Origin of the sequence: Klebsiella sp. CN_Kp075, assembly GCF_040065055.2 — a bacterium.
GTDB lineage: Bacteria > Pseudomonadota > Gammaproteobacteria > Enterobacterales > Enterobacteriaceae > Klebsiella > Klebsiella aerogenes.
On sequence record NZ_CM198050.1, the window covers coordinates 248010 to 267199 of the forward strand.

Consider the following 19190-nt stretch of genomic DNA (forward strand, 5'->3'; position numbering starts at 1 on the left):
AGGAGCGGAGAGGGGATGACCAGAACCCGTAAAACGATTGCTATTATCTCGGGAACGATTGTGCTGTTAATCGTTCTTTTTTTCATCGTGTTGGCGACCTTTGACTGGAACCGGCTCAAGCCGACGATCAATCAGAAAGTCTCCGCCGAACTCAATCGGCCATTCGCCATTCGCGGCGACCTGGGCGTGGTGTGGGAGCGACAGCCCGAGGAGCGCGGCTGGCGCAGCTGGATCCCGTGGCCGCACGTGCATGCCGAAGATATCGTGTTGGGTAACCCACCCGACATTCCGCAAGTGACGATGGTGCATCTGCCGCGCGTGGAAGCGACGCTGGCCCCGCTGGCGCTGCTGAGCAAAACGGTCTATTTGCCGTGGATTAAGCTCGAACAGCCTGACGTCCGGCTGATAAGGCTGACGGAAAACAGCAATAACTGGACCTTTAAATTAGCTTCTGACCCGGCACCCGAAAAAGCCAACCCGCCATCGGCCTGGTCTTTCCGCCTTGATAATATTCTCTTCGATCGCGGCAACATCGGTATTGACGATAAGGTAACCCGCAGCGATATCGCGATCGTGGTCGATCCGCTTGGCAAAGCGCTGCCGTTTAGCGAAGTTACCGGTGCGGGCAACAAAGCGCAGGCGAAAAAAGCCGGCGACTATATCTTTGGCCTGTCGGTGAAGGGGCGCTACAAAGGCCAGCCGCTGAGCGGCAGCGGAAAAATTGGCGGCATGCTGGCGCTGCGTAGCGATAGTACGCCGTTCCCGCTACAAGGGGATTTTCACTCTGGTAATACCCGGATTGCGTTTAGCGGCACAGTCAGCGATCCGCTTAACGTCGGCGGGCTCGATCTGCGGCTGAAATTCGCCGGCGACTCGCTGCGCGACCTCTACGATCTGACCGGCGTCCTGCTGCCGGAAACGCCGTCCTTTTCCACCGATGGCCGCCTGCGCGCCGACTTTAAGCACAAAAACGGCATGCGTTTTGCCTATCGCGATTTTAACGGCCGGATTGGCGACAGCGATATCCACGGTTCGTTGACCTATACTACCGGCAAACCGCGACCGAAGCTCACCGGCGATCTGGAGTCTAAACAGTTGCGGCTGGCGGACCTCGGCCCGCTGATTGGCGTTGATTCCGGCGGCGGGGCGAAGAAATCCTCATCACGTAAAGCGGGCGATGCCCTACAGCCGGCGGGGAAAGTCCTGCCGGCCGATCGCTTTGAGACGGATAAATGGCAGGTGATGGACGCCGATGTGCGCTTCAAGGGGCGGCGAATCGAACACGGCGGTACTCTGCCCATCAGCGACCTGGCGACCCATATTATTCTTGAACGCGGCGACCTGCGCCTGCAGCCGGTGCGTTTTGGCCTGGCTAACGGTTCGATTGCCGGCAGCGTGCATCTGCAGGGCGATAAAAAACCGCTACAGGGCGAGGCCAATCTGCAGGCGCGGCGGCTCAAGCTTAAGGCGTTGATGCCGAACGTCGAGATGATGCAGAAAACGCTCGGTGAGATGAGCAGCGATGTGCAACTGCGCGGCAGCGGTAACTCGGTGGCGGCGCTGCTTGGCAACAGCAACGGCAACCTTAAGCTGCTGATGAATGATGGTCTGATTAGCCGCAACCTGATGGAAATTCTCGGCTTAAACGTCGGTAATTTTATCATCGGGCAGATTTTCGGCGATGAGGAGGTTCGGGTGAACTGTGCGGCGGCTAATATCGATGTGGTCAACGGCGTGGCGCGACCGCAAATTTTCGCCTTCGATACCGAGAACGCGTTGATTAACGTGACCGGCACCGCCAGCTTTGCCTCTGAACAGCTGGATCTGACCGTTGACCCGGAAAGTAAGGGCCTGCGGGTGATTACTCTGCGCTCGCCGCTGTACGTGCGCGGCACATTTAAATCGCCGGATGCCGGGGTGAAAGCCGGGCCGCTGATTGCCCGCGGCGCGGTGGCGGCAGCGTTGGCGACGTTGGTTACGCCGGCGGCCGCTTTACTGGCGCTGATCTCGCCGGCGGAAGGCGAGGCGAATCAGTGCCGGACGATTTTGTCGCAGATGAAAAAGTAAGGATGGGATGAGTGATGGCCCTGACGGCAACAGCGTCAGGGCCTGCAGCTTACAGCGATTGATGGCGGGTTTCGTGGGTCAACAGCAGGGCGATAAGCGTCAGCGCCGCCATCGCCGCCAGGTAGATACCGACAGCCGGCAGGCCGTAATTGCCCTGCAGCCAGGCGGCAATATACGGTGCGACCGACGCGCCAAGGATCGACGAAACGTTATAGGAGAAAGAGGCGCCGGTATAACGTACTTCCGTCGGGAACAGCTCCGGTAGCAGCGCGCCCATCGGGCCGAAGGTCAGCCCCATCAGGCTGAGGCCCAGCAGCAGGAAGGCGAAGACCAGCAGCGGGTTGCCGGAACCGAGCAGCGGTTTAAAGGCGAACAGCGCGAACATAATAATCATCGTGGTGATGATAATCATGCTCTTACGACGGCCAAAGGCATCCGCCAGCAGGCCCGCCACCGGCACCATCACGCCAAAACCAATGACCGCCATCATCAGCATCCACAGCACTTCGTTACGCGGCAAACCTAAACCAATCGGCGCGGCAGCGGTACTGAAGGTCATGGAGTAAACGGTCATGATATAGAACAGGGTATAGGTCGCCAGCATGATGAAAGTGCCGAGCACGGTTACGCGTACGTGCTTAGTCAGCAGCGTACCCAGCGGGATTTTGACCTGTTTTTTCGCCGCGGCCACCTTAGCGAACACCGGGGTTTCATGCAGCGACACGCGAACATACAGACCGATAATGACCAGTACCGCAGAGAAGATGAACGGCACGCGCCAGCCCCATTCCATAAACTGCTGGTCGCTCAACAGCCACGACAGCAGCAGGAAGGTGCCGTTGGCGAAGAAGAAGCCGATTGGCGCCCCCAGTTGCGGGAAGGAGCCATATAGCGCGCGTTTGCGCGGCGGAGCGTTTTCCGTCGCCAGCAGCGCCGCGCCGCCCCATTCGCCGCCCAGGCCGAGACCCTGACCAAAGCGCGCCAGCGCCAGCAGCATCGGCGCCAGAATGCCAATGCTTTCATAGCCCGGCAGCAGGCCGATGACCACGGTGGATATCCCCATGGTCAGCAGCGAGGCGACGAGTGTGACCTTACGGCCTACACGGTCGCCGAAGTGGCCGAATAGCGCTGAGCCAATCGGGCGCGCGACAAAGGCGATGGCGAACGTCGCCAGCGACTGGAGCGTCGCGGCGGCGGCATCACCCTGTGGGAAAAAGATATGGGGGAAGACGATAACCGCGGCGGTGGCGTAAATATAGAAGTCGAAGAACTCAATGGCGGTGCCGATGAGCGAGGCGACGACGACTTTATTACGCGAGTTAACCGGCGTGGCGTCTTGCGCGTTGTCGATAGTAGTGGCTGTGGCTTGCATAGATCTTTCTTATTTTTGAGCGAACGAAAAGCCATATAGCCACAGCAAAAGAGACATTTCAATCTGTAACAAAACTCGCCATTGCGCAAAAAACAGGCAAAAAGCGGATAATTTTCGCCCTGAGAAAATATCTTCTATGAAATGCTTCACATAATTAAAATATTAGAGAATAAAACCAGTTTTAGGTTAAATAAAAGTTACGCACTGGATTTATCTGCTGAAATGATAGGTCGGGCTGAATTTTGCGTCTTTATTCAGCCCGATAATGACTTTAATCGTGGGTTTTCCCCGGCATCCGCTTATCGTCTTTATACTCTGCGGTCGCAATCCACGCGGCGCAGAAGAGGGTCAGACGGGCGAAGAAGTAGAAGAAGGCCATCAGTCCCAGTACCGAACCAAAGGCGGCGCCGGATGGGGATTTCACCAGCGCCGGCAGCGTCCAGGTCATCACGATTTTGATAATCTCAAAGCCAATCGCCGCAATTAGCGTACCGCGGAACAGCGCTTTGCGGCGTGGACGGTGGCGCGGCAATCGCCAGAAGATCCAGAAAAACAGCAGATAGTTAGCGAAGATGGAAATCGCCAGGCCAATCAGGCGCCATGCGGGTTTCAGCCATTCAATATAATCGAGGTACAGCGCGGAGATGATCATCTGCTGCGCGGATCCGGCAACGGAGGTAATCGACAGGGTGATCACCAGCGCGACCAGCAGGCCAATCAGCGAGATCAGGTCGCGGAAGTATTTTACCCAGATTTTTTCCTGATCCTGCGGCGTACGTTCCCACACGTCGCGCGACTGGGCGCGAATCGCTTCACGCAGGTTGCCCATCCAGTTAATACCGGAGTAGAGCGCGACCAACAGGCCGACCAGCCCGACGGCGGTACGCTGCTGCACGGCGGTGTTGATGGTGTTTTTAAGCGTTGCCGCCAGCGTCGGGTCGCTGACGTTCTGCAGAATTTTATCGAAGATGTCCTGCAGCAGGGTCGGATGCCAGGCCAGCACGAAACCGGCGGCGGCGAACGAGACCATCAGAATCGGGATCATCGACAAGAATGAGAAGTAGGTAATGGCCGCGCCAAACTGATTGCCAAGCCTGTCATTGAAGCGCTCGGCGGCGCGCAGCAGGTGGGCTATCACCGGATTTCGTTGGACTTTCGCCGCTGTTCCGGTGACCGTTTTCAGCGCCTGGTTAGCTTTCTGCCCAACGGCGGAATCGTTGATGGCGGCGAGCGTACTTTTGTTTTTCTCCGGCAGCTGGTCCGTTTCCTGTGGCGGCTGGCGATCGTCGTTTTCCGGCGTCATAAGTGATTTCTTCCTTTCTTTACAGCGATATTCAGCCAAAAGTATACCTTAAACGACGCATCTTGCAGGCGCCCATCGGCCCGACGGAGGTTGACGACCCGCGCCGATTAATCGACATAACCTTTCATCAATCCGCCCAGCCACTCCATAAAGAGATGTACGCGGCGGGACAGATTGCGCCGATGTGGATAGATAATCGACACCGGCATCGGTTCGGCGCGGTACTGCGGCAGGATCTCAACCAGCTCGCCGGTACGCAGCGGTTCGCGTACCGCAATGCGCGGAACCTGAATAATGCCGAGCCCGGCCTGACAGGCGGCCTGGTAGGTTTCGGTGCTATTGACGGTCAACACGCCGCCGATTTTGACCCAGCGCACGACGCCGTCGCTGACGACCTCAAAACCTGACTGCCGCGCGCCGAAGTTGCTGGCATAGTGGATCAGGGCATGATCCGCCAGATCGTCGAGACTTTCCGGGTAGCCGAAGCGCGCCAGATAATGTGGACTGGCGCAGTTAATTTGCGTGAGCTTGCCGAGCGGGCGGGCGATGAGTCCCGAGTCTTTAAGCGTACCCACCCGGATCACGCAGTCGAAACCTTCGCGCACCACATCGACCAGCCGGTCACTACTGCTCAGTTCGACTTCAATACCGGGATACTGTTGTAAAAACGCGGGAAGTTTCGGGATGACCAGTTTTTTGGCGACGCTGATCGGCATATCGACACGCAGGCGGCCACTGATGCTCGACGGATCGCCCTGAAACATACCATCCAGCTCTTCGATATTGCTTAACAGGTCTTTGGCGCGTTCGTAATAGACCATGCCGTCCTGAGTCAGCTGCACCCGGCGGGTGGTGCGGTGGAGCAGGCGGGCGCCGAGATGGCTTTCCAGCGCCTGGATCTGTCGCGATACGCTACCTTTGGGCAACCCAAGGGTATCGGCGGCGCGAGAGAAGCTCTCCAGCTCCGCGACGCGGATGAAGAGTTGCATTGCGTGAATTTTATCCATACTTACTGCCTATTGTTGTTAATACTGAAACAGTAAAACGTAATTTAGCCCATTTATTGTTACTGCGTCTGCTAATAAGCTCTTTATTCACACACACGTAATGACGAAGAGGTTTCTTATGACACAACGTATCGCTTTAGTGACCGGCGGCAGCCGCGGCCTGGGAAAAAACGCGGCGCTGAAGCTGGCGGCCAAGGGAACCGATATTATTCTGACCTACCACAGTAACCAGCAGGCGGCGCTGGAAGTGGTGGGCGAAATTGAGCAAACAGGCGCGAAAGCAGCAGCATTACCGCTTAACGTCGGCGATAGCGCCAGTTTTTCTGGCTTTGCGCAACAGTTGACGCAATGTCTCAAGGAGAAGTGGCAGCGCGATAGCTTCGATTATTTATTGAACAATGCCGGCATCGGGTTGACCGCGCCGTTTAGCGAGACCAGCGAAGCGCAGTTTGACGAGCTGATGAGCATCCACTTTAAGGGACCGTTCTTCCTTACCCAGCAGCTGCTGCCTTTGATTAAAGATGGCGGGCGCATTCTGAACGTCTCCAGCGGGCTGGCGCGTTTTGCGCTGCCGGGCTATTCCGCTTATGCGGCGATGAAAGGCGCGATGGAGGTATTAACCCGTTATCAGGCCAAAGAGCTCGGTGCGCGCGGGATATCGGTCAATATTATCGCTCCCGGGGCAATTGAAACCGACTTTGGCGGCGGCGCGGTGCGCGATAATGCCCAGCTTAACCAGCATATTGCCGCCCAGACGGCGCTGGGACGCGTCGGTCTGCCGGATGATATCGGCGATGCTATCGCCGCGTTGCTGAGCGACGAGCTTGGCTGGATGAACGCTCAGCGCATTGAGGTTTCCGGCGGCATGTTTTTGTAATGAGAACGCCCTGCGCATAATAGCGTAGGGCGCCTTCATATTGTGCGTTTTATTATTCCGTAACACTCTTTTTCCTCATGCATATCGCTGATTTTTCGCGAGTGGATTACACTGGCGGAAATAATATTATTTTCCGCTTAGCTGTCCGTTTAATTAAGGAATTCCTTGCATCAAATGTAATAAATATTATGAATGGGTAATCGTTCCGCGCTGGCGTGTAACTATTCATCTTCATGATGTTTATATCATCTACTCCATCGGTAAAATGGCTTAGGTCATACGGCGAGTTCTTATTTTTGTCGGCTGATATTACCCTTCCCCCACTTTTTAAGGGGTATTTTTTCGATGGAGAGCAGTCCATGCAAGTAATCATGTTTGACAGGCAGTCAATATTTATTCATGGAATGAAGGTCGGCTTACAACAACGTATTCCTGAAATTAATATTCATAGCACCTGTCAGGCAGAACAGCTGTGGCAACTGCTCACGGCTCATCCGCAGGCGCTTCTTATCCTTGATGGCGACCTGAATAGTGAATTTTGTTGCTGGTTGCTCCAGGAGAAGCAGCAGCGTTTTCCGCATGCCAAAGTATTATTAGTGGTTTCGGATGATAATAAAAGCTGGCTGCAACGAGCGCTGGCGTGGAACGTGCGCGCCATTGCCCAACGTGAGGATAGCGCCGATATGTTTGCCCAGATCATTAATAGCATCATGTTGGGTATGATGTGTCTGCCTGGCACCTGGTTAATGACTTCGGCGGAGCGCGGGAAACACGCTGTGCATTTAAGTCGTCGCCAGCAGGAAATTTTAAAACTGCTGGCGGAAGGCAGCTCTAATAAGGAAATTAGCCGTACGTTAAATATCAGCGCCGGGACCGTGAAAGCGCATCTTGAGTCGTTATATCGGCGGCTGGATGTGAAAAATCGGACCCAGGCGGCGATGGCATTTAATAGCGTCGGTGAAAATTAACTGGTCTGAGAAAACCACTCGCACTCCTGCAGGCGGAAGGCGTTATCGCGGTCAATTTTCCGCCATATCGCCAGCGCCTGCGTTATGTTGTGGCTGTTAAGTGAACGCAAAATAGCCTCCAACTCCGGTTGGGCGCTGCCATCTAAACTGAATACCAGCGCCAGCAGGGCATCGCACTGCGGCTGAGTCAGTTCCACGACTAACCTTCGCTGTAATATCTGTTGGCAACGCAGCAGGTCTAGCGTCAATAGCATCATCGCCAGTTCGGCGGTGATGGGCGTCTCTTTCTCATCTTCACCGATAGCGTGGCCGTAGCCGACCCGCCATTGCCCAAATTTGTCCTGATACGGCAGTAGCGCCAGCCCTTGCGTCTGCTGGATAAAACGCAGCCCCGGCAGGCTTAACGTGGTGACGGTCATGATCTTTTCCTCTGTGGTTGGCGGCAGTGTAGAGGAAAAGCGGGGTCGCCCCCATTCGCCGGATGGCCCAGGGCCTTATTGGTAATCGTGGCGCATCAGGCCAAACAGCCAGTCATTGTGCCAACGGCCATGTAGCCAGTAGCTCTCGCGTAGCTCTCCTTCCTGAATAAATCCTGTTTTTAGCAGCAGTTGTTTTGAGGCCTGGTTCCCGGCGGTGACGCTGGCGGTCAGGCGACGGATGCCGCCTGTAGAAAACGCGTAATCACATAGCGCCCGCAGTGATTCATATCCGTAGCCCTGGCCCTGCGCCTGTGGGGCGAAGAGAAAGCCCACTTCGGCAATATCATCATCGTGGTGGCAATAGCCGGTCAGGCCGAGGGGCGTATGGCTTTGCCGATCGCGAACCACCAGACATAACCAGTGCGCGGCCTTAGGCGACCAGGCCGGCAGGCGCGTATCAAACGCGGCGCGGATATCGGCGATGGGCCGGTTATCCGCGACATAGAGCATCACCTGCGGATCCTGTTGCAGGCTGAGAAAAAAAGACCAGTCGTCAAGCTGCAGCGGCGAGCAGCGCAGCCGCGGCGTAAGCAGTTCGGGCATGTTGTCGGCTCTGGCAAGGGGAAAATAAAACCTTAGCAGCACAGCATGCCGACGGAAAGTGCCTCATGAAGACCTCGGCTCGCCGTACAGGCTGATGAGTCGCCGTACCACGCCGTTGGTCCAGCCGAAGCCATCCTGCAGCGGATACTCCCCGCCGCCGCCCTCATGTGGGACGCCGCTGGCGATATGATATTTCTCAATCAGCTTGTGGTGTTTGAGATAAAATTGATTCACCGTCTGCAGCCAGCTCTGGGCGATTTCATCGCCGAGCGGGTCGTGGCCGTACATTTTGAATCCTTGTACCGCCATCCATTGCAGCGGCGCCCAGCCGTTGGGTTTATCCCACTGTTCTCCGCTTTCATATTCCGTCGCCATGATGCCGCCAGGGGTGAGCAGACGCGCGCGTACGGCATCCGCCAGCCGTTCGGCCTGGGCGTGAGTCGCCATCCCGACATATAGCGTGACGATACTGGCGGCGGAGAACAAGGCCAACTGTTCGCGGCGCCAGTCGTAATCGCGGAAACAGCCGCACTCTTCATCCCACAGATAGCGGGTCACCGCCTCCCGGCGTGCGTTAGCTTTACGGCGAAATTCGGCTTCAGCTTCGCGATCGCCCTTCAGGCCGGAAAGGTTGGCGATAGTATTTTCCAGCTTAAACAGAAAAGCGTTGAGGTCGATGGGAATAAACTGGGTGGTGCGGATACTCGCCAGCCGGGTGATATCGCGCAGCCAGCGGCTGGAGTAGTCCCAGCCGGAAGCCGCGCCGGCGCGCAGGTCACGATAGACCTCGTTCGGCGGGCGGCCGGAATGTTTTGCCGTTTCTACATCTTCTCGCCAGGATTCATCGCGCGGCGTATCGCGGTCGTCCCAGTAGCGGTTAAGCAGCGAACCGTCAGGCATACGTACCACGTGACGGTAGGCCTGGTTAGGGATCAGCGATTCCGCGCCGTCCATCCAGAAGGCGTGCTCTAATTTGAGATGGTCGAGATAGCGGCGCGCGCCGCGAACGCCATCTTCCTCAAACAGCTCCACCATCAGGGCGAACACCGGCGGCTGGGAGCGGCTGAGATAGTAGGTGCGATTGCCGTTGGGAATGTGGCCGTAGGTTTCAATCATCCAGGCGAAGTTGTCGGCCATGCATTTGAGCAAATCTTCACGGCCGCTTTCCGCCAGCCCCAGCATGGTGAAGTAGGAATCCCAGTAGTAGGTCTCGCTAAAACGCCCGCCGGGGACGATATATGACTGCGGTAGCGCCAGCAGCGACGACCACGGAATATGATCCTGCGGTTCACGTGTGAGGACTGGCCAGAGCTTATCGATATGCTCTTTTAGCGTCAGTTTCGGATCAGAAGTGTAATCATCGGCGCGGTTATCCGGCAGCCAGAAGTTGTCTTCCACAAACTGACGCAAATCGAACTCCGGCGTACGCTTAACCCGTCGATAGTGCATCAGGATATCCAGCGGATCGTGTTTCGGCGCGCAGTCGGGAAAGGTTTTACTATCAAGAAAAATGCGCGACTTTTGGACGTTGGTAAACAACTCGAGATAGCGGTCGGCGGGGGTCAGCGCGTCGGACGCCGGTAGCCCTTCGATGATCTCCGGCTCCGGTTCGGCGTCGAACATTTCATCCAGTTTTAACTCATACGGATCGGCTTCGTAGCACGGATCGTTTTCGATCCTCAACTCGTCGTCATCAACGTTGCGTAGTTTCTGGCTGAACATAGCGATACAGGCCTCCGGATAGCGTGAGTTTAGGGGCCGGGCATGCCCGGGCTCTCTAATAAGCGTAGACACTCGCTTCGGTCTGCGGAAGACAAACTGTGCGTCAGGTCACGCTTTTCAGTGCATAAAAACGACAGGGATGTAGAGCAGGTCTTTGAAATTAAAGGGTGAATATTTACCGGTATCGTGAATGCGCGAAAACGAAATTCGGAGCATTCATTATGCAACAAAATTTGAACCGCCCCGGGTAAACGCAGGCGGTTGGCTCATTTATTCCCAGGCGGCTTCCAGCATCTCCAGCAGTTGCTCTGAATCCAGCGTGACCGGATTGGCTTTCATCGACGATGAACTACTGGCCGCCAGCGCGGCGGGTTCCAGCGCTTCGCGCGGCACGCCGAGGTTGCGTAAATTGCCGAGCCCCGAGCGCTGGCTCCATTCGCGCAGGCTTTGCCAGGCGTCATCCGGCGAGACGCCAAGCCCGGCGGCGATCCACTGGCGCACGTCGAGGAAACGCTGGCGCAGCGCCGGATTGGTTACCTGCGACTCATTGAGTTCCAGCCCAAAGGGCAACAGGCAGCCGCAGAGCGCGCCGTGGGAGGCATCGCTTAGCCCGCCAAGCGGCCCCGCAAGACCGTGAACCACGCCCAGCCCGGCGTTGGCCAGCGCCAGCCCGCCGCACAGGCTGACCCAGGCCTGCTCGTCGCGGCTGTCGGCACACTCTTTTTCCATCAGCGTTTTTAACGCGGCGATGCCGCGGGGGATCGCCTCCCGGCACAGAGCATCGGTGAAGGGCGTCGCCCGGGTGCACAGCCAGGGTTCGATAACCTGAGTTAAGGCATCAAGGCCGGAGCCGAGGGTGACGGCGCGGGGGGCGTTATCCGTTAACGCCGGATCGACAATCGCCAGCTGCGGCAGCATGCGGTCGTCACGCAAGCTGACTTTGCGCTGCTGCTGCGGGACGTTGATAACCGCGTTTTTAGTGACCTCCGCGCCGGTGCCGGACGTTGTGGGAATAGCGACAAACGGTAGCGGGCTGGCTTCCAGTATTCTCCCCGTTCCGACGACTTCCAGATAGTCGATGGCAGGCCCGCTTGCCGGGACCAGCGCGGCAATGGCTTTACCGGCATCAATGACCGCGCCGCCGCCGAGGCTGACCACCGCACCGACGCCGCGCTCGCGCGCCAGCCGTACGCCGCGTTCTATATCGTCCAGCGTGGGTTCATTGGCGATAGCAAACGTGCTGACCTGAAGATGCAATGCGGTCAGTTCACTCAATAAAAACTGGGCGCGGCTTTTGGTCGCGCCGTGAACCAGCAGCACCGGGGCATCATATTGCGCCAGCCACGGCGCGGCGCTGCGGGCCTGCCCGCGGCCAAAGCGGATATTGCCCGGCGTTAAAATGTTGAAGGGAGTGACCATGTGTAAGAGTACCTGTAGTGGATAATTATTCTGCAATCCACTATACACATTATCCGGCAAGCTTCATGTCTGCCATATTACGAAAAAGGGTTGCTGACGATGATAAGAATCTTGGGTAAACGCTCGTCTATTAACGTGCGTAAAGTCCTCTGGACCTGCGAAGAGGCGGGGATCGAGTATCAGCAGGAAGATTATGGTAGCGGCTATAGCCCGCTTGATACGCCGGAATTTTTGGCGCTCAATCCGAATGCGTTAGTGCCGGTGCTGGTGGATGACGATTTTGTCCTTTGGGAGTCGAACAGCATCTGCCGCTATCTGGCGCGTAAGGCCGGACGTGAGGATTTGCTACCCTCGGCGTTACGTGCTGCGGCGCAGGTAGAACACTGGATGGACTGGCAGGCGACGGAGTTTAATAGCGCCTGGCGCTACGCTTTCACGGGACTGGTGCGTAAAGACCCGCGTTTCCAGGACCCGGCGGCGATTAAAGAGAGTATCGCCGCGTGGACGCGTTGCGTACAGATTGTCGACAACCAGTTGCTGCGCACCGGCGCGTGGCTGACCGGCGAGACGTTTACGCTGGCGGATATCGTGCTGGGACTTTCGGTGCACCGTTGGAAAATGACGCCGTTCGCCCACCCGGAGATGGCAAACGTCGAACGCTGGTATATGGCCCTTAACCAGCGCCCGGCATTTATGCGCCACGGCAATAACGGCGTGGCGTAGCGTCCTAAGCCTGGAGCTTATTTATTTTTCAGCGTATTCGCTTTGCGCTGGCGGAGTAATACCGCTACGATCCGCGTCTATTTTTTATCTCATCCCAAAATGCGCGGCAGGTAGGTGAAGTTTGAACAGGCGGTTAGGCCTTGTGCTATTGGCATTACTGTTGGTTTCAGGCTGTTCCGGTACGCTGTCGCAAATGAGTCCGCCCAGCAATGAAACCAGCCTGGTGGGAAATGATGGGCAGCGGCTTTCCATCGACGCTTTCGTCAGCCATTACATGCGTGAAAAGCAGGTTAGCGGCGTGGTGGTGGCGGTTATTCATCACAACGGTCCGGCTGAATTTCACTGCTTCGGCGTGACGGATGATAAGCAGCGCTACCCGATAACCCCGCAAACGCTTTTTGCCCTCGGCTCGTTAAGTAAAGGCGTAACCGCTGAAGTGGTGACGATGCTGGTTAACAAGGGGCGTTTGCACTGGAACGACACCTTACAAACTCTGCTGCCGCCGGGTACGGCGCTGAGCGAAGATGCCCGTAAGATAACCTTGCTGCAGCTGGTCACCCATACCTCCGGGCTGCCGCGTCAGCCGATGAATATGCTGTCGCTTGAGCATCTATTGGCCTATCTTAACGACGGTGAAAACTTCTATCACGAGCTCGATGCTGATGGCGTGTTGAGCTATCTGAGCAACTTCAATGCGCCGCAGGAACGCGAGCCGGGCTACTCCAACCTTGGTTTTGCGATACTGGGATATATCCTCAAATACCAAACCGGCGAATCGATTGAGACGCTGGCTTCACGGATGATCTTCCGGCCGTTGGCGATGGGGAATACCAGCTTCCAGCCGCAAACGCTGCGCGAATACCCGTGGCGGGCGCTTGGACATGCAGGCGATCAGCCGAAATTTAAACCGCGCGGCGCGCTGACGCCGGACTGGCAGTTCACCAATAACATGGTTGGCGCGGCGAGTCTGTACAGCGACGCCGGCGATCTGATTAATTATGCCCGCGCTCACTTCGCGCCCACGGGGCAGACGGCGCTGGATAAGGCATTCAGGGACGTTAGCGTCGATTATTATCCGCGGCAAATTGAAGCAGCGAACATTGCCTGGGTGACCGATACGTTTGGTCAGCAGCAATTGACCTATCAGGTGGGTTACATCGGCGGCTATTCGAGCTATATCGGCTTCGATAAAGCGAATCAGAATGCGGTGGTGGTGCTGCAAAACAGCTTTAACTGGAGTAACTACATCGGCCATCAGATCCTGCGTAATCTGGTGACGGAGCAATAATGAAGCCCCGTCCTGAGACGGGGCTGTGCGGATTAACGCATGGTGACAAACTCTTCCGCTGCGGTCGGGTGAATGGCAACAGTGTTGTCGAAGTCTTTTTTGGTGGCGCCCATCTTCAGCGCTACCGCAAAGCCCTGCAGCATCTCATCCATTCCGAAGCCGATACCGTGAATACCGACAATCTTTTCTTCCGGACCGACGCAGACCAGCTTCATACGGCACGGCTGGCGGTGAGAGGTCACGGCGGTATACATCGCGGTGAAGGACGATTTGTACACCTTCACGGCGTCATCGCCGTACTGCTCGCGCGCCTGCGGCTCGGTTAAGCCGACGGTGCCGATTGGCGGGTGGCTGAAGACTACGGTCGGGATGTTGCTGTAGTCGAGGTGCTCTTCCGGCTTGTTGTTAAACAGGCGTTCGGACAGACGACGGCCTGCGGCCACGGCGACCGGCGTCAGCTCGACGGCGCCAGTATTATCGCCCACCGCGTAGATGCCCGGTACGTTGGTGTTCTGGAACTTATCAACGATGATGTAGCCTTTATCGTTGGTTTTAACGCCCGTTGCCGCCAGGTTGAAGTTATCGGTCGCCGGTTCGCGGCCAATCGCCCAAATCAGGCAATCTACGGTCTGGCTGCGGCCATCTTCCAACTCCAGAGTCAGGCTGCCGTCGGCATTCTTGACTACCGCTTTCGGAATAGCGTTGGTGTGCAGCTGCGGGCCTTCGGCGTTCATCACTTCCACCAGAGTCTCAACGATCAGCGGATCGAAGCTGCGCAGCGGCGCGTGTTTACGCACGAACAGGTGGGTTTCGGCACCGAGGCCGTTAATCACGCCGGCCAGTTCAACGGCAATATAGCCCGCGCCGACTACCGCCACGCGCTTCGGCAGCGCCGGCAGTTCGAAGAAACCGTCGGAATCAATACCGTATTCCACACCCGGAATGTTCGGGTGGCTCGGGCGGCCGCCGGTGGCGATCAGGATATGATCGGCGGTAATGGTCTCGCCGTTGACTTCCACGGTGTGGGCATCGACAAAGCGCGCGAACCCTTTGATAACATCAACGTTATTCTTACCCAGTACGTTGTCGTAAGAGGTATGAATACGGTCAATATAGGCGCTGCGGCTGGCGACCAGCTTATCCCAGTCGAAATGATTGATGGTGGTATCGAAACCATAATCCGGGCCATACAGATGAATCGCTTCGCGGATCTGCGCCGCATGCCACATCACTTTTTTCGGCACGCAGCCGACGTTGACGCAGGTGCCGCCCAGCTCTTTGGCTTCAATCAGCGCGCACTTCTGGCCGTACATCGCCGCACGGTTAATCGAGGCGATACCGCCGCTGCCGCCGCCGATGGCGAGGTAATCATAATGTTTGCTCATGCCCATATGTCCTTAATCGTTAATTGCCGCGATTGTAGCGCGAGGCTTAAAAGGTTCCACCGATGGTTGCGATTACTCCGGTACGATCCAACTTACGGTCGCGTGACCGGTACCGGCTGGAACCAGTTTGCTGTGCAGCCACGGCAGCACGTTATTCATCTGCTGTTCCAGCTTCCACGGCGGGTTGATGACGATCATCCCGGAGGCGGTCATGCCGCGCTGGTCGCTGTCCGGACGCACCGCCAGCTCGATTTGCAGAATTTTGCGAATACCTGTGGCTTCTAAATCTTTAATCATGCGTTTGATTTGCGCGCGCAGCACCACCGGATACCACAGCGCGTAGGTGCCGGTGGCGAAGCGTTTATAACCTTCGTTAATCCCGGTGACCACCGCCTGATAATCGGTTTTAATTTCGTATGGCGGGTCGATAAGAATCAGACCGCGACGGGAAACCGGCGGCAGCTTGGCCTTCAGCTGCTGATAGCCATCGGCTTTGTCGACGCGCGCGCGGCTGTCTTTCTGGAACTCGGCGCGCAGCAGCGGGAAGTCGCTCGGGTGCAATTCGGTCATTTGCAGGCTGTCCTGCTCGCGCAGCAGCTGGCGCGCGATAAGCGGCGAACCCGGGTAGTAACGCAGCTGGCCGCTGCGGTTGAAGTGCTCGACGACCGAAATATACGGCTCCAGCTCGGTCGGCAGATCGTCCTGCTGCCAGATACGGGCGATGCCTTCAAGGTATTCGCCAGTACGTTCGGCGTGCTCGCCGCTCAGCTGATAGCGGCCCGCGCCGGCGTGGGTGTCCAGGTAGAGAAACGGTTTTTCTTTCTCTTTCAGCGATTCAATGATCAAACTCTGAACGGTGTGTTTAAGGACGTCGGCGTGGTTGCCTGCGTGAAAGCTGTGGCGATAACTGAGCATGGATGCAGAGATTCCGGGAAGTAAACAAGTTAACCGACAGTTTACCGCAGTTCGCCCAGGATTGCCGCTGTCGCACCGCCTGTCATTGAAATTCCCGCAACTATCCCCCATTCTAGATCTCATGCAAAAGCGCCGGAACGCGCGCTTCATTCACCTTCTTCAACAGGACAGCGCATATGACCAATCCATTACTGACGCCTTTTTCATTGCCGCCTTTTTCTGCGATTAAACCAGAGCACGTGGTCCCTGCGGTCACCAAAGCGCTGGATGATTGCCGGGCCGCAGTGGAAAGCGCGGTGGCGCACGGCGCGCCGTATAGCTGGGAAAATCTTTGCCAGCCGCTGGCGGAAGTGGACGATGTGCTGGGACGCATCTTCTCGCCAATCAGCCATTTGAATTCGGTAAAAAACAGCCCGGAGCTGCGTGAAGCCTACGAACAGACGCTGCCGCTGCTCTCCGAGTACAGCACCTGGGTCGGCCAGCACGAAGGCCTGTATAAAGCCTACCGCGACCTGCGCGACGGCGATAACTACGCCACCTTGAATACCGCGCAGAAAAAAGCGGTCGATAACGCGCTGCGCGATTTCGAACTATCCGGCATTGGCCTGCCGGCAGAAGCGCAGAAACGCTACGGCGAAATCGCCGCGCGCCTCTCTGAGCTTGGCAATCTGTACAGCAACAACGTGCTTGATGCCACCATGGGCTGGAACAAGCTGGTGACCGACGTCGCCGATCTCGCTGGCATGCCGGAAAGCGCGCTGGCCGCCGCTCAGGCCCAGGCGCAGGCGAAAGAGCAGGAAGGGTATCTGCTGACGCTGGATATCCCGAGCTATCTGCCGGTGATGACCTACTGCGACAATCAGGCGCTGCGCGAAGAGATGTATCGCGCCTATTCCACCCGCGCCTCCGATCAGGGCCCGAGCGCTGGTAAATGGGATAACAGCCCGGTGATGGCGGAGATCCTCGCGCTGCGTCACGAACTGGCGCAACTGCTGGGCTTTGACAGCTACGCCTTTAAATCTCTGGCCACCAAAATGGCCGAAAACCCGCAGCAGGTGCTCGATTTCCTGACCGACCTCGCAAAACGCGCGCGTCCTCAGGGCGAGAAAGAGCTAGCTCAGCTGCGTGCTTTCGCCAAAGCCGAGTTTGGCGTCGATGAACTGCAACCGTGGGATATCGCTTACTACAGCGAAAAACAGAAACAGCATCTCTACAGCATCAGCGATGAGCAGCTGCGCCCGTATTTCCCGGAAAACAAAGCCGTTAACGGCCTGTTTGAAGTGGTTAAGCGCATTTATGGCATCACCGCCAAAGAGCGTACCGATGTCGATGTGTGGCATCCGGAAGTGCGTTTCTTCGAGCTGTATGACGAAAATAACGAGCTGCGCGGCAGCTTCTATCTCGACCTGTATGCTCGCGAACATAAACGCGGCGGGGCGTGGATGGACGACTGCGTCGGCCAGATGCGTAAACTGGATGGCTCCTTGCAAAAACCGGTCGCTTATCTGACCTGTAACTTCAACCGCCCGGTAAATGGCAAACCGGCGCTGTTCACGCACGATGAAGTGATTACCCTGTTCCACGAGTTCGGCCATGGTCTGCACCACATGCTGACCCGCATTGATACCGCTGGCGTTTCCGGCATCAGCGGAGTGCCGTGGGATGCGGTCGAGCTGCCGAGCCAGTTTATGGAAAACTGGTGCTGGGAGCCGGAAGCGCTGGCCTTTATCTCCGGTCATTACGAAACCGGTGAACCGCTGCCGCAGGAGCTGCTGGAGAAAATGCTGGCGGCGAAAAACTACCAGGCGGCGATGTTTATTCTGCGCCAACTGGAGTTCGGTCTGTTCGATTTCCGTCTACACGCGGAATACTCGCCGGAGCAGGGGGCGAAAATCCTCGAGACGCTGGCCGAGATTAAAAAGCAGGTCGCCGTGGTGCCTGGCCCAACCTGGGGCCGCTTCCCGCATGCATTCAGCCACATCTTTGCGGGCGGCTACGCGGCGGGCTACTACAGCTACCTGTGGGCCGACGTGCTGGCGGCGGATGCCTTCTCGCGCTTCGAAGAAGAGGGGATTTTCAACCGCGAAACCGGTCAGTCATTCCTCGACAATATCCTGAGCCGCGGCGGTTCCGAAGAGCCGATGGTGCTGTTCAAACGCTTCCGCGGGCGCGAGCCGCAGCTGGACGCGATGCTTGAGCATTACGGGATCAAAGGCTGATTGCTACGTGAAGATCTGCTTAATTGATGAAACAGGCGCCGGTGACGGCGCCTTATCTGTTTTGGCCACCCGTTGGGGGCTGGAGCATGATGCTGAGAATCCGATGGCGCTGGTGTTGACGGCCGAGCATCTGGAACTGCGCAAGCGCGATGAGCCCAAACTTGGCGGCATCTTTGTCGATTTCGTCGGCGGGGCGATGGCCCATCGGCGCAAGTTTGGCGGCGGCCGCGGCGAAGCGGTAGCCAAAGCGGTCGGCATTAAAGGCGATTATCTGCCGGATGTTGTCGACGCCACCGCCGGCCTGGGGCGTGATGCCTTTGTGCTGGCGTCGGTCGGCTGCCGCGTGCGGATGCTGGAGCGTAATCCGGTGGTCGCCGCGCTGCTCGACGATGGTTTGAAACGTGGCTATGCCGATGCGGAGATCGGCGGCTGGCTGCAGGAGCGCCTGCAGCTGATTCATGCTTCCAGTCTGAATGCGCTGACCGATATCACCCCGCGCCCGCAGGTGGTGTATCTGGATCCAATGTTTCCCCATAAGCAGAAAAGCGCGCTGGTCAAAAAAGAGATGCGGGTATTTCAGTCGCTGGTGGGGCCCGATTTAGACGCCGATGGCCTGCTGGCGCCGGCGCGACAGCTGGCGACCAAACGAGTGGTGGTGAAGCGTCCGGATTATGCGCCGCCGCTGGCGGATGTCGCCACGCCGAACGCGGTGGTCACCAAAGGGCATCGGTTTGATATTTATGCCGGTACGCCGGAGTAATATTACGCCGTAATGGTATCTCCCGGATAGCGGCGCAACGCGCCTTATCCGGGCTACGGCTTACGCCTTACCTGGGCTCGCTACTCGCGGTGTCGTTTTTTGTCGGGTGGCGGCTAACGCCTTACCCGACCTACGGTCCGTGC

General features: G+C 57.2%; 16 protein-coding genes. 7 read left to right on the plus strand and 9 right to left on the minus strand.

The annotated features are described in order from the left end of the window. The first annotated feature begins 15 nt into the window (after positions 1–15). Positions 16–2067, plus strand: a complete 2052-nt coding sequence (locus tag ABLV78_RS01135) for an AsmA family protein (protein ID WP_047047813.1) — start codon at positions 16–18, stop codon at positions 2065–2067. Positions 2068–2116: 49 nt separating this feature from the next. On the opposite strand, the gene ABLV78_RS01140 is transcribed toward ABLV78_RS01135, so the two are convergent. From ABLV78_RS01140 to ABLV78_RS01150, 3 genes are all read right to left on the minus strand, one after another. Then, positions 2117–3439 carry an MFS transporter gene (locus tag ABLV78_RS01140; RefSeq protein WP_047078843.1) on the minus strand — a complete coding sequence of 441 codons (1323 nt, stop codon included), beginning with the start codon at positions 3437–3439 and terminating at the stop codon, positions 2117–2119. A 271-nt stretch (positions 3440–3710) separates the two neighbouring features. Next, positions 3711–4742, minus strand: a complete 1032-nt coding sequence (gene yhjD, locus ABLV78_RS01145) for an inner membrane protein YhjD (protein WP_045397187.1) — start codon at positions 4740–4742, stop codon at positions 3711–3713. A 107-nt stretch (positions 4743–4849) separates the two neighbouring features. Beyond that, positions 4850–5749 (minus strand): LysR family transcriptional regulator, encoded by a 900-nt coding sequence (locus ABLV78_RS01150; protein WP_047047817.1) that lies wholly within the window; start codon positions 5747–5749, stop codon positions 4850–4852. Positions 5750–5867: 118 nt separating this feature from the next. Between ABLV78_RS01150 and ABLV78_RS01155 the strand changes: the two genes are divergently transcribed. Then, positions 5868–6626 carry an SDR family NAD(P)-dependent oxidoreductase gene (locus ABLV78_RS01155; RefSeq protein ID WP_047047818.1) on the plus strand — a complete coding sequence of 253 codons (759 nt, stop codon included), beginning with the start codon at positions 5868–5870 and terminating at the stop codon, positions 6624–6626. Between the two features lie 359 nt (positions 6627–6985). Further along, positions 6986–7594, plus strand: coding sequence for a helix-turn-helix transcriptional regulator (locus tag ABLV78_RS01160; protein WP_015703753.1), 609 nt, complete (start codon positions 6986–6988; stop codon positions 7592–7594). On the opposite strand, the gene ABLV78_RS01165 is transcribed toward ABLV78_RS01160, so the two are convergent. From ABLV78_RS01165 to ABLV78_RS01180, 4 genes are all read right to left on the minus strand, one after another. After that, complete coding sequence (locus ABLV78_RS01165) at positions 7591–8013, minus strand: glycoside hydrolase family protein (protein ID WP_047047822.1); 423 nt, start codon at positions 8011–8013, stop codon at positions 7591–7593. The two genes, ABLV78_RS01160 and ABLV78_RS01165, sit on opposite strands and share 4 nt — an antisense overlap. Before the next feature lie 75 nt (positions 8014–8088). Next, the gene (locus tag ABLV78_RS01170) at positions 8089–8616 is read right to left on the minus strand and encodes a GNAT family N-acetyltransferase (protein WP_047047824.1); all 528 of its coding nucleotides are present in this window, start codon (positions 8614–8616) and stop codon (positions 8089–8091) included. 63 nt (positions 8617–8679) lie between these two features. Next, the gene (locus tag ABLV78_RS01175; RefSeq protein ID WP_047078846.1) at positions 8680–10338 is read right to left on the minus strand and encodes an alpha,alpha-trehalase; all 1659 of its coding nucleotides are present in this window, start codon (positions 10336–10338) and stop codon (positions 8680–8682) included. 270 nt (positions 10339–10608) lie between these two features. Beyond that, the gene (locus tag ABLV78_RS01180) at positions 10609–11757 is read right to left on the minus strand and encodes an iron-containing alcohol dehydrogenase (protein WP_047047831.1); all 1149 of its coding nucleotides are present in this window, start codon (positions 11755–11757) and stop codon (positions 10609–10611) included. A gap of 99 nt (positions 11758–11856) precedes the next feature. Here ABLV78_RS01180 and ABLV78_RS01185 point away from each other — a divergent pair, with 99 nt between their 5' ends. Continuing rightward, a complete protein-coding gene (locus ABLV78_RS01185; RefSeq protein ID WP_047047833.1) occupies positions 11857–12480 on the plus strand; it encodes a glutathione S-transferase family protein in 624 nt (207 codons plus the stop codon). A 193-nt stretch (positions 12481–12673) separates the two neighbouring features. Beyond that, entirely contained in the window at positions 12674–13768 is a 1095-nt protein-coding gene (locus ABLV78_RS01190; RefSeq protein ID WP_047047836.1) for a serine hydrolase domain-containing protein, read from the plus strand. 32 nt (positions 13769–13800) lie between these two features. On the opposite strand, the gene gorA is transcribed toward ABLV78_RS01190, so the two are convergent. Both gorA and ABLV78_RS01200 read right to left on the minus strand, forming a co-directional pair. Continuing rightward, positions 13801–15153 carry a glutathione-disulfide reductase gene (gene gorA, locus ABLV78_RS01195; RefSeq protein WP_047040394.1) on the minus strand — a complete coding sequence of 451 codons (1353 nt, stop codon included), beginning with the start codon at positions 15151–15153 and terminating at the stop codon, positions 13801–13803. Positions 15154–15225: 72 nt separating this feature from the next. Then, complete coding sequence (locus ABLV78_RS01200) at positions 15226–16068, minus strand: 23S rRNA (adenine(2030)-N(6))-methyltransferase RlmJ (RefSeq protein ID WP_015703746.1); 843 nt, start codon at positions 16066–16068, stop codon at positions 15226–15228. A gap of 176 nt (positions 16069–16244) precedes the next feature. On the opposite strand from ABLV78_RS01200, the gene prlC reads away from it, so the two are divergent. After that, the gene (prlC, locus tag ABLV78_RS01205) at positions 16245–18287 is read left to right on the plus strand and encodes an oligopeptidase A (protein WP_348865204.1); all 2043 of its coding nucleotides are present in this window, start codon (positions 16245–16247) and stop codon (positions 18285–18287) included. A 7-nt stretch (positions 18288–18294) separates the two neighbouring features. After that, on the plus strand, positions 18295–19047 hold the full coding sequence (gene rsmJ, locus ABLV78_RS01210; RefSeq protein ID WP_047047840.1) for a 16S rRNA (guanine(1516)-N(2))-methyltransferase RsmJ: 753 nt from the start codon (positions 18295–18297) through the stop codon (positions 19045–19047). Positions 19048–19190 lie beyond the last annotated feature (143 nt).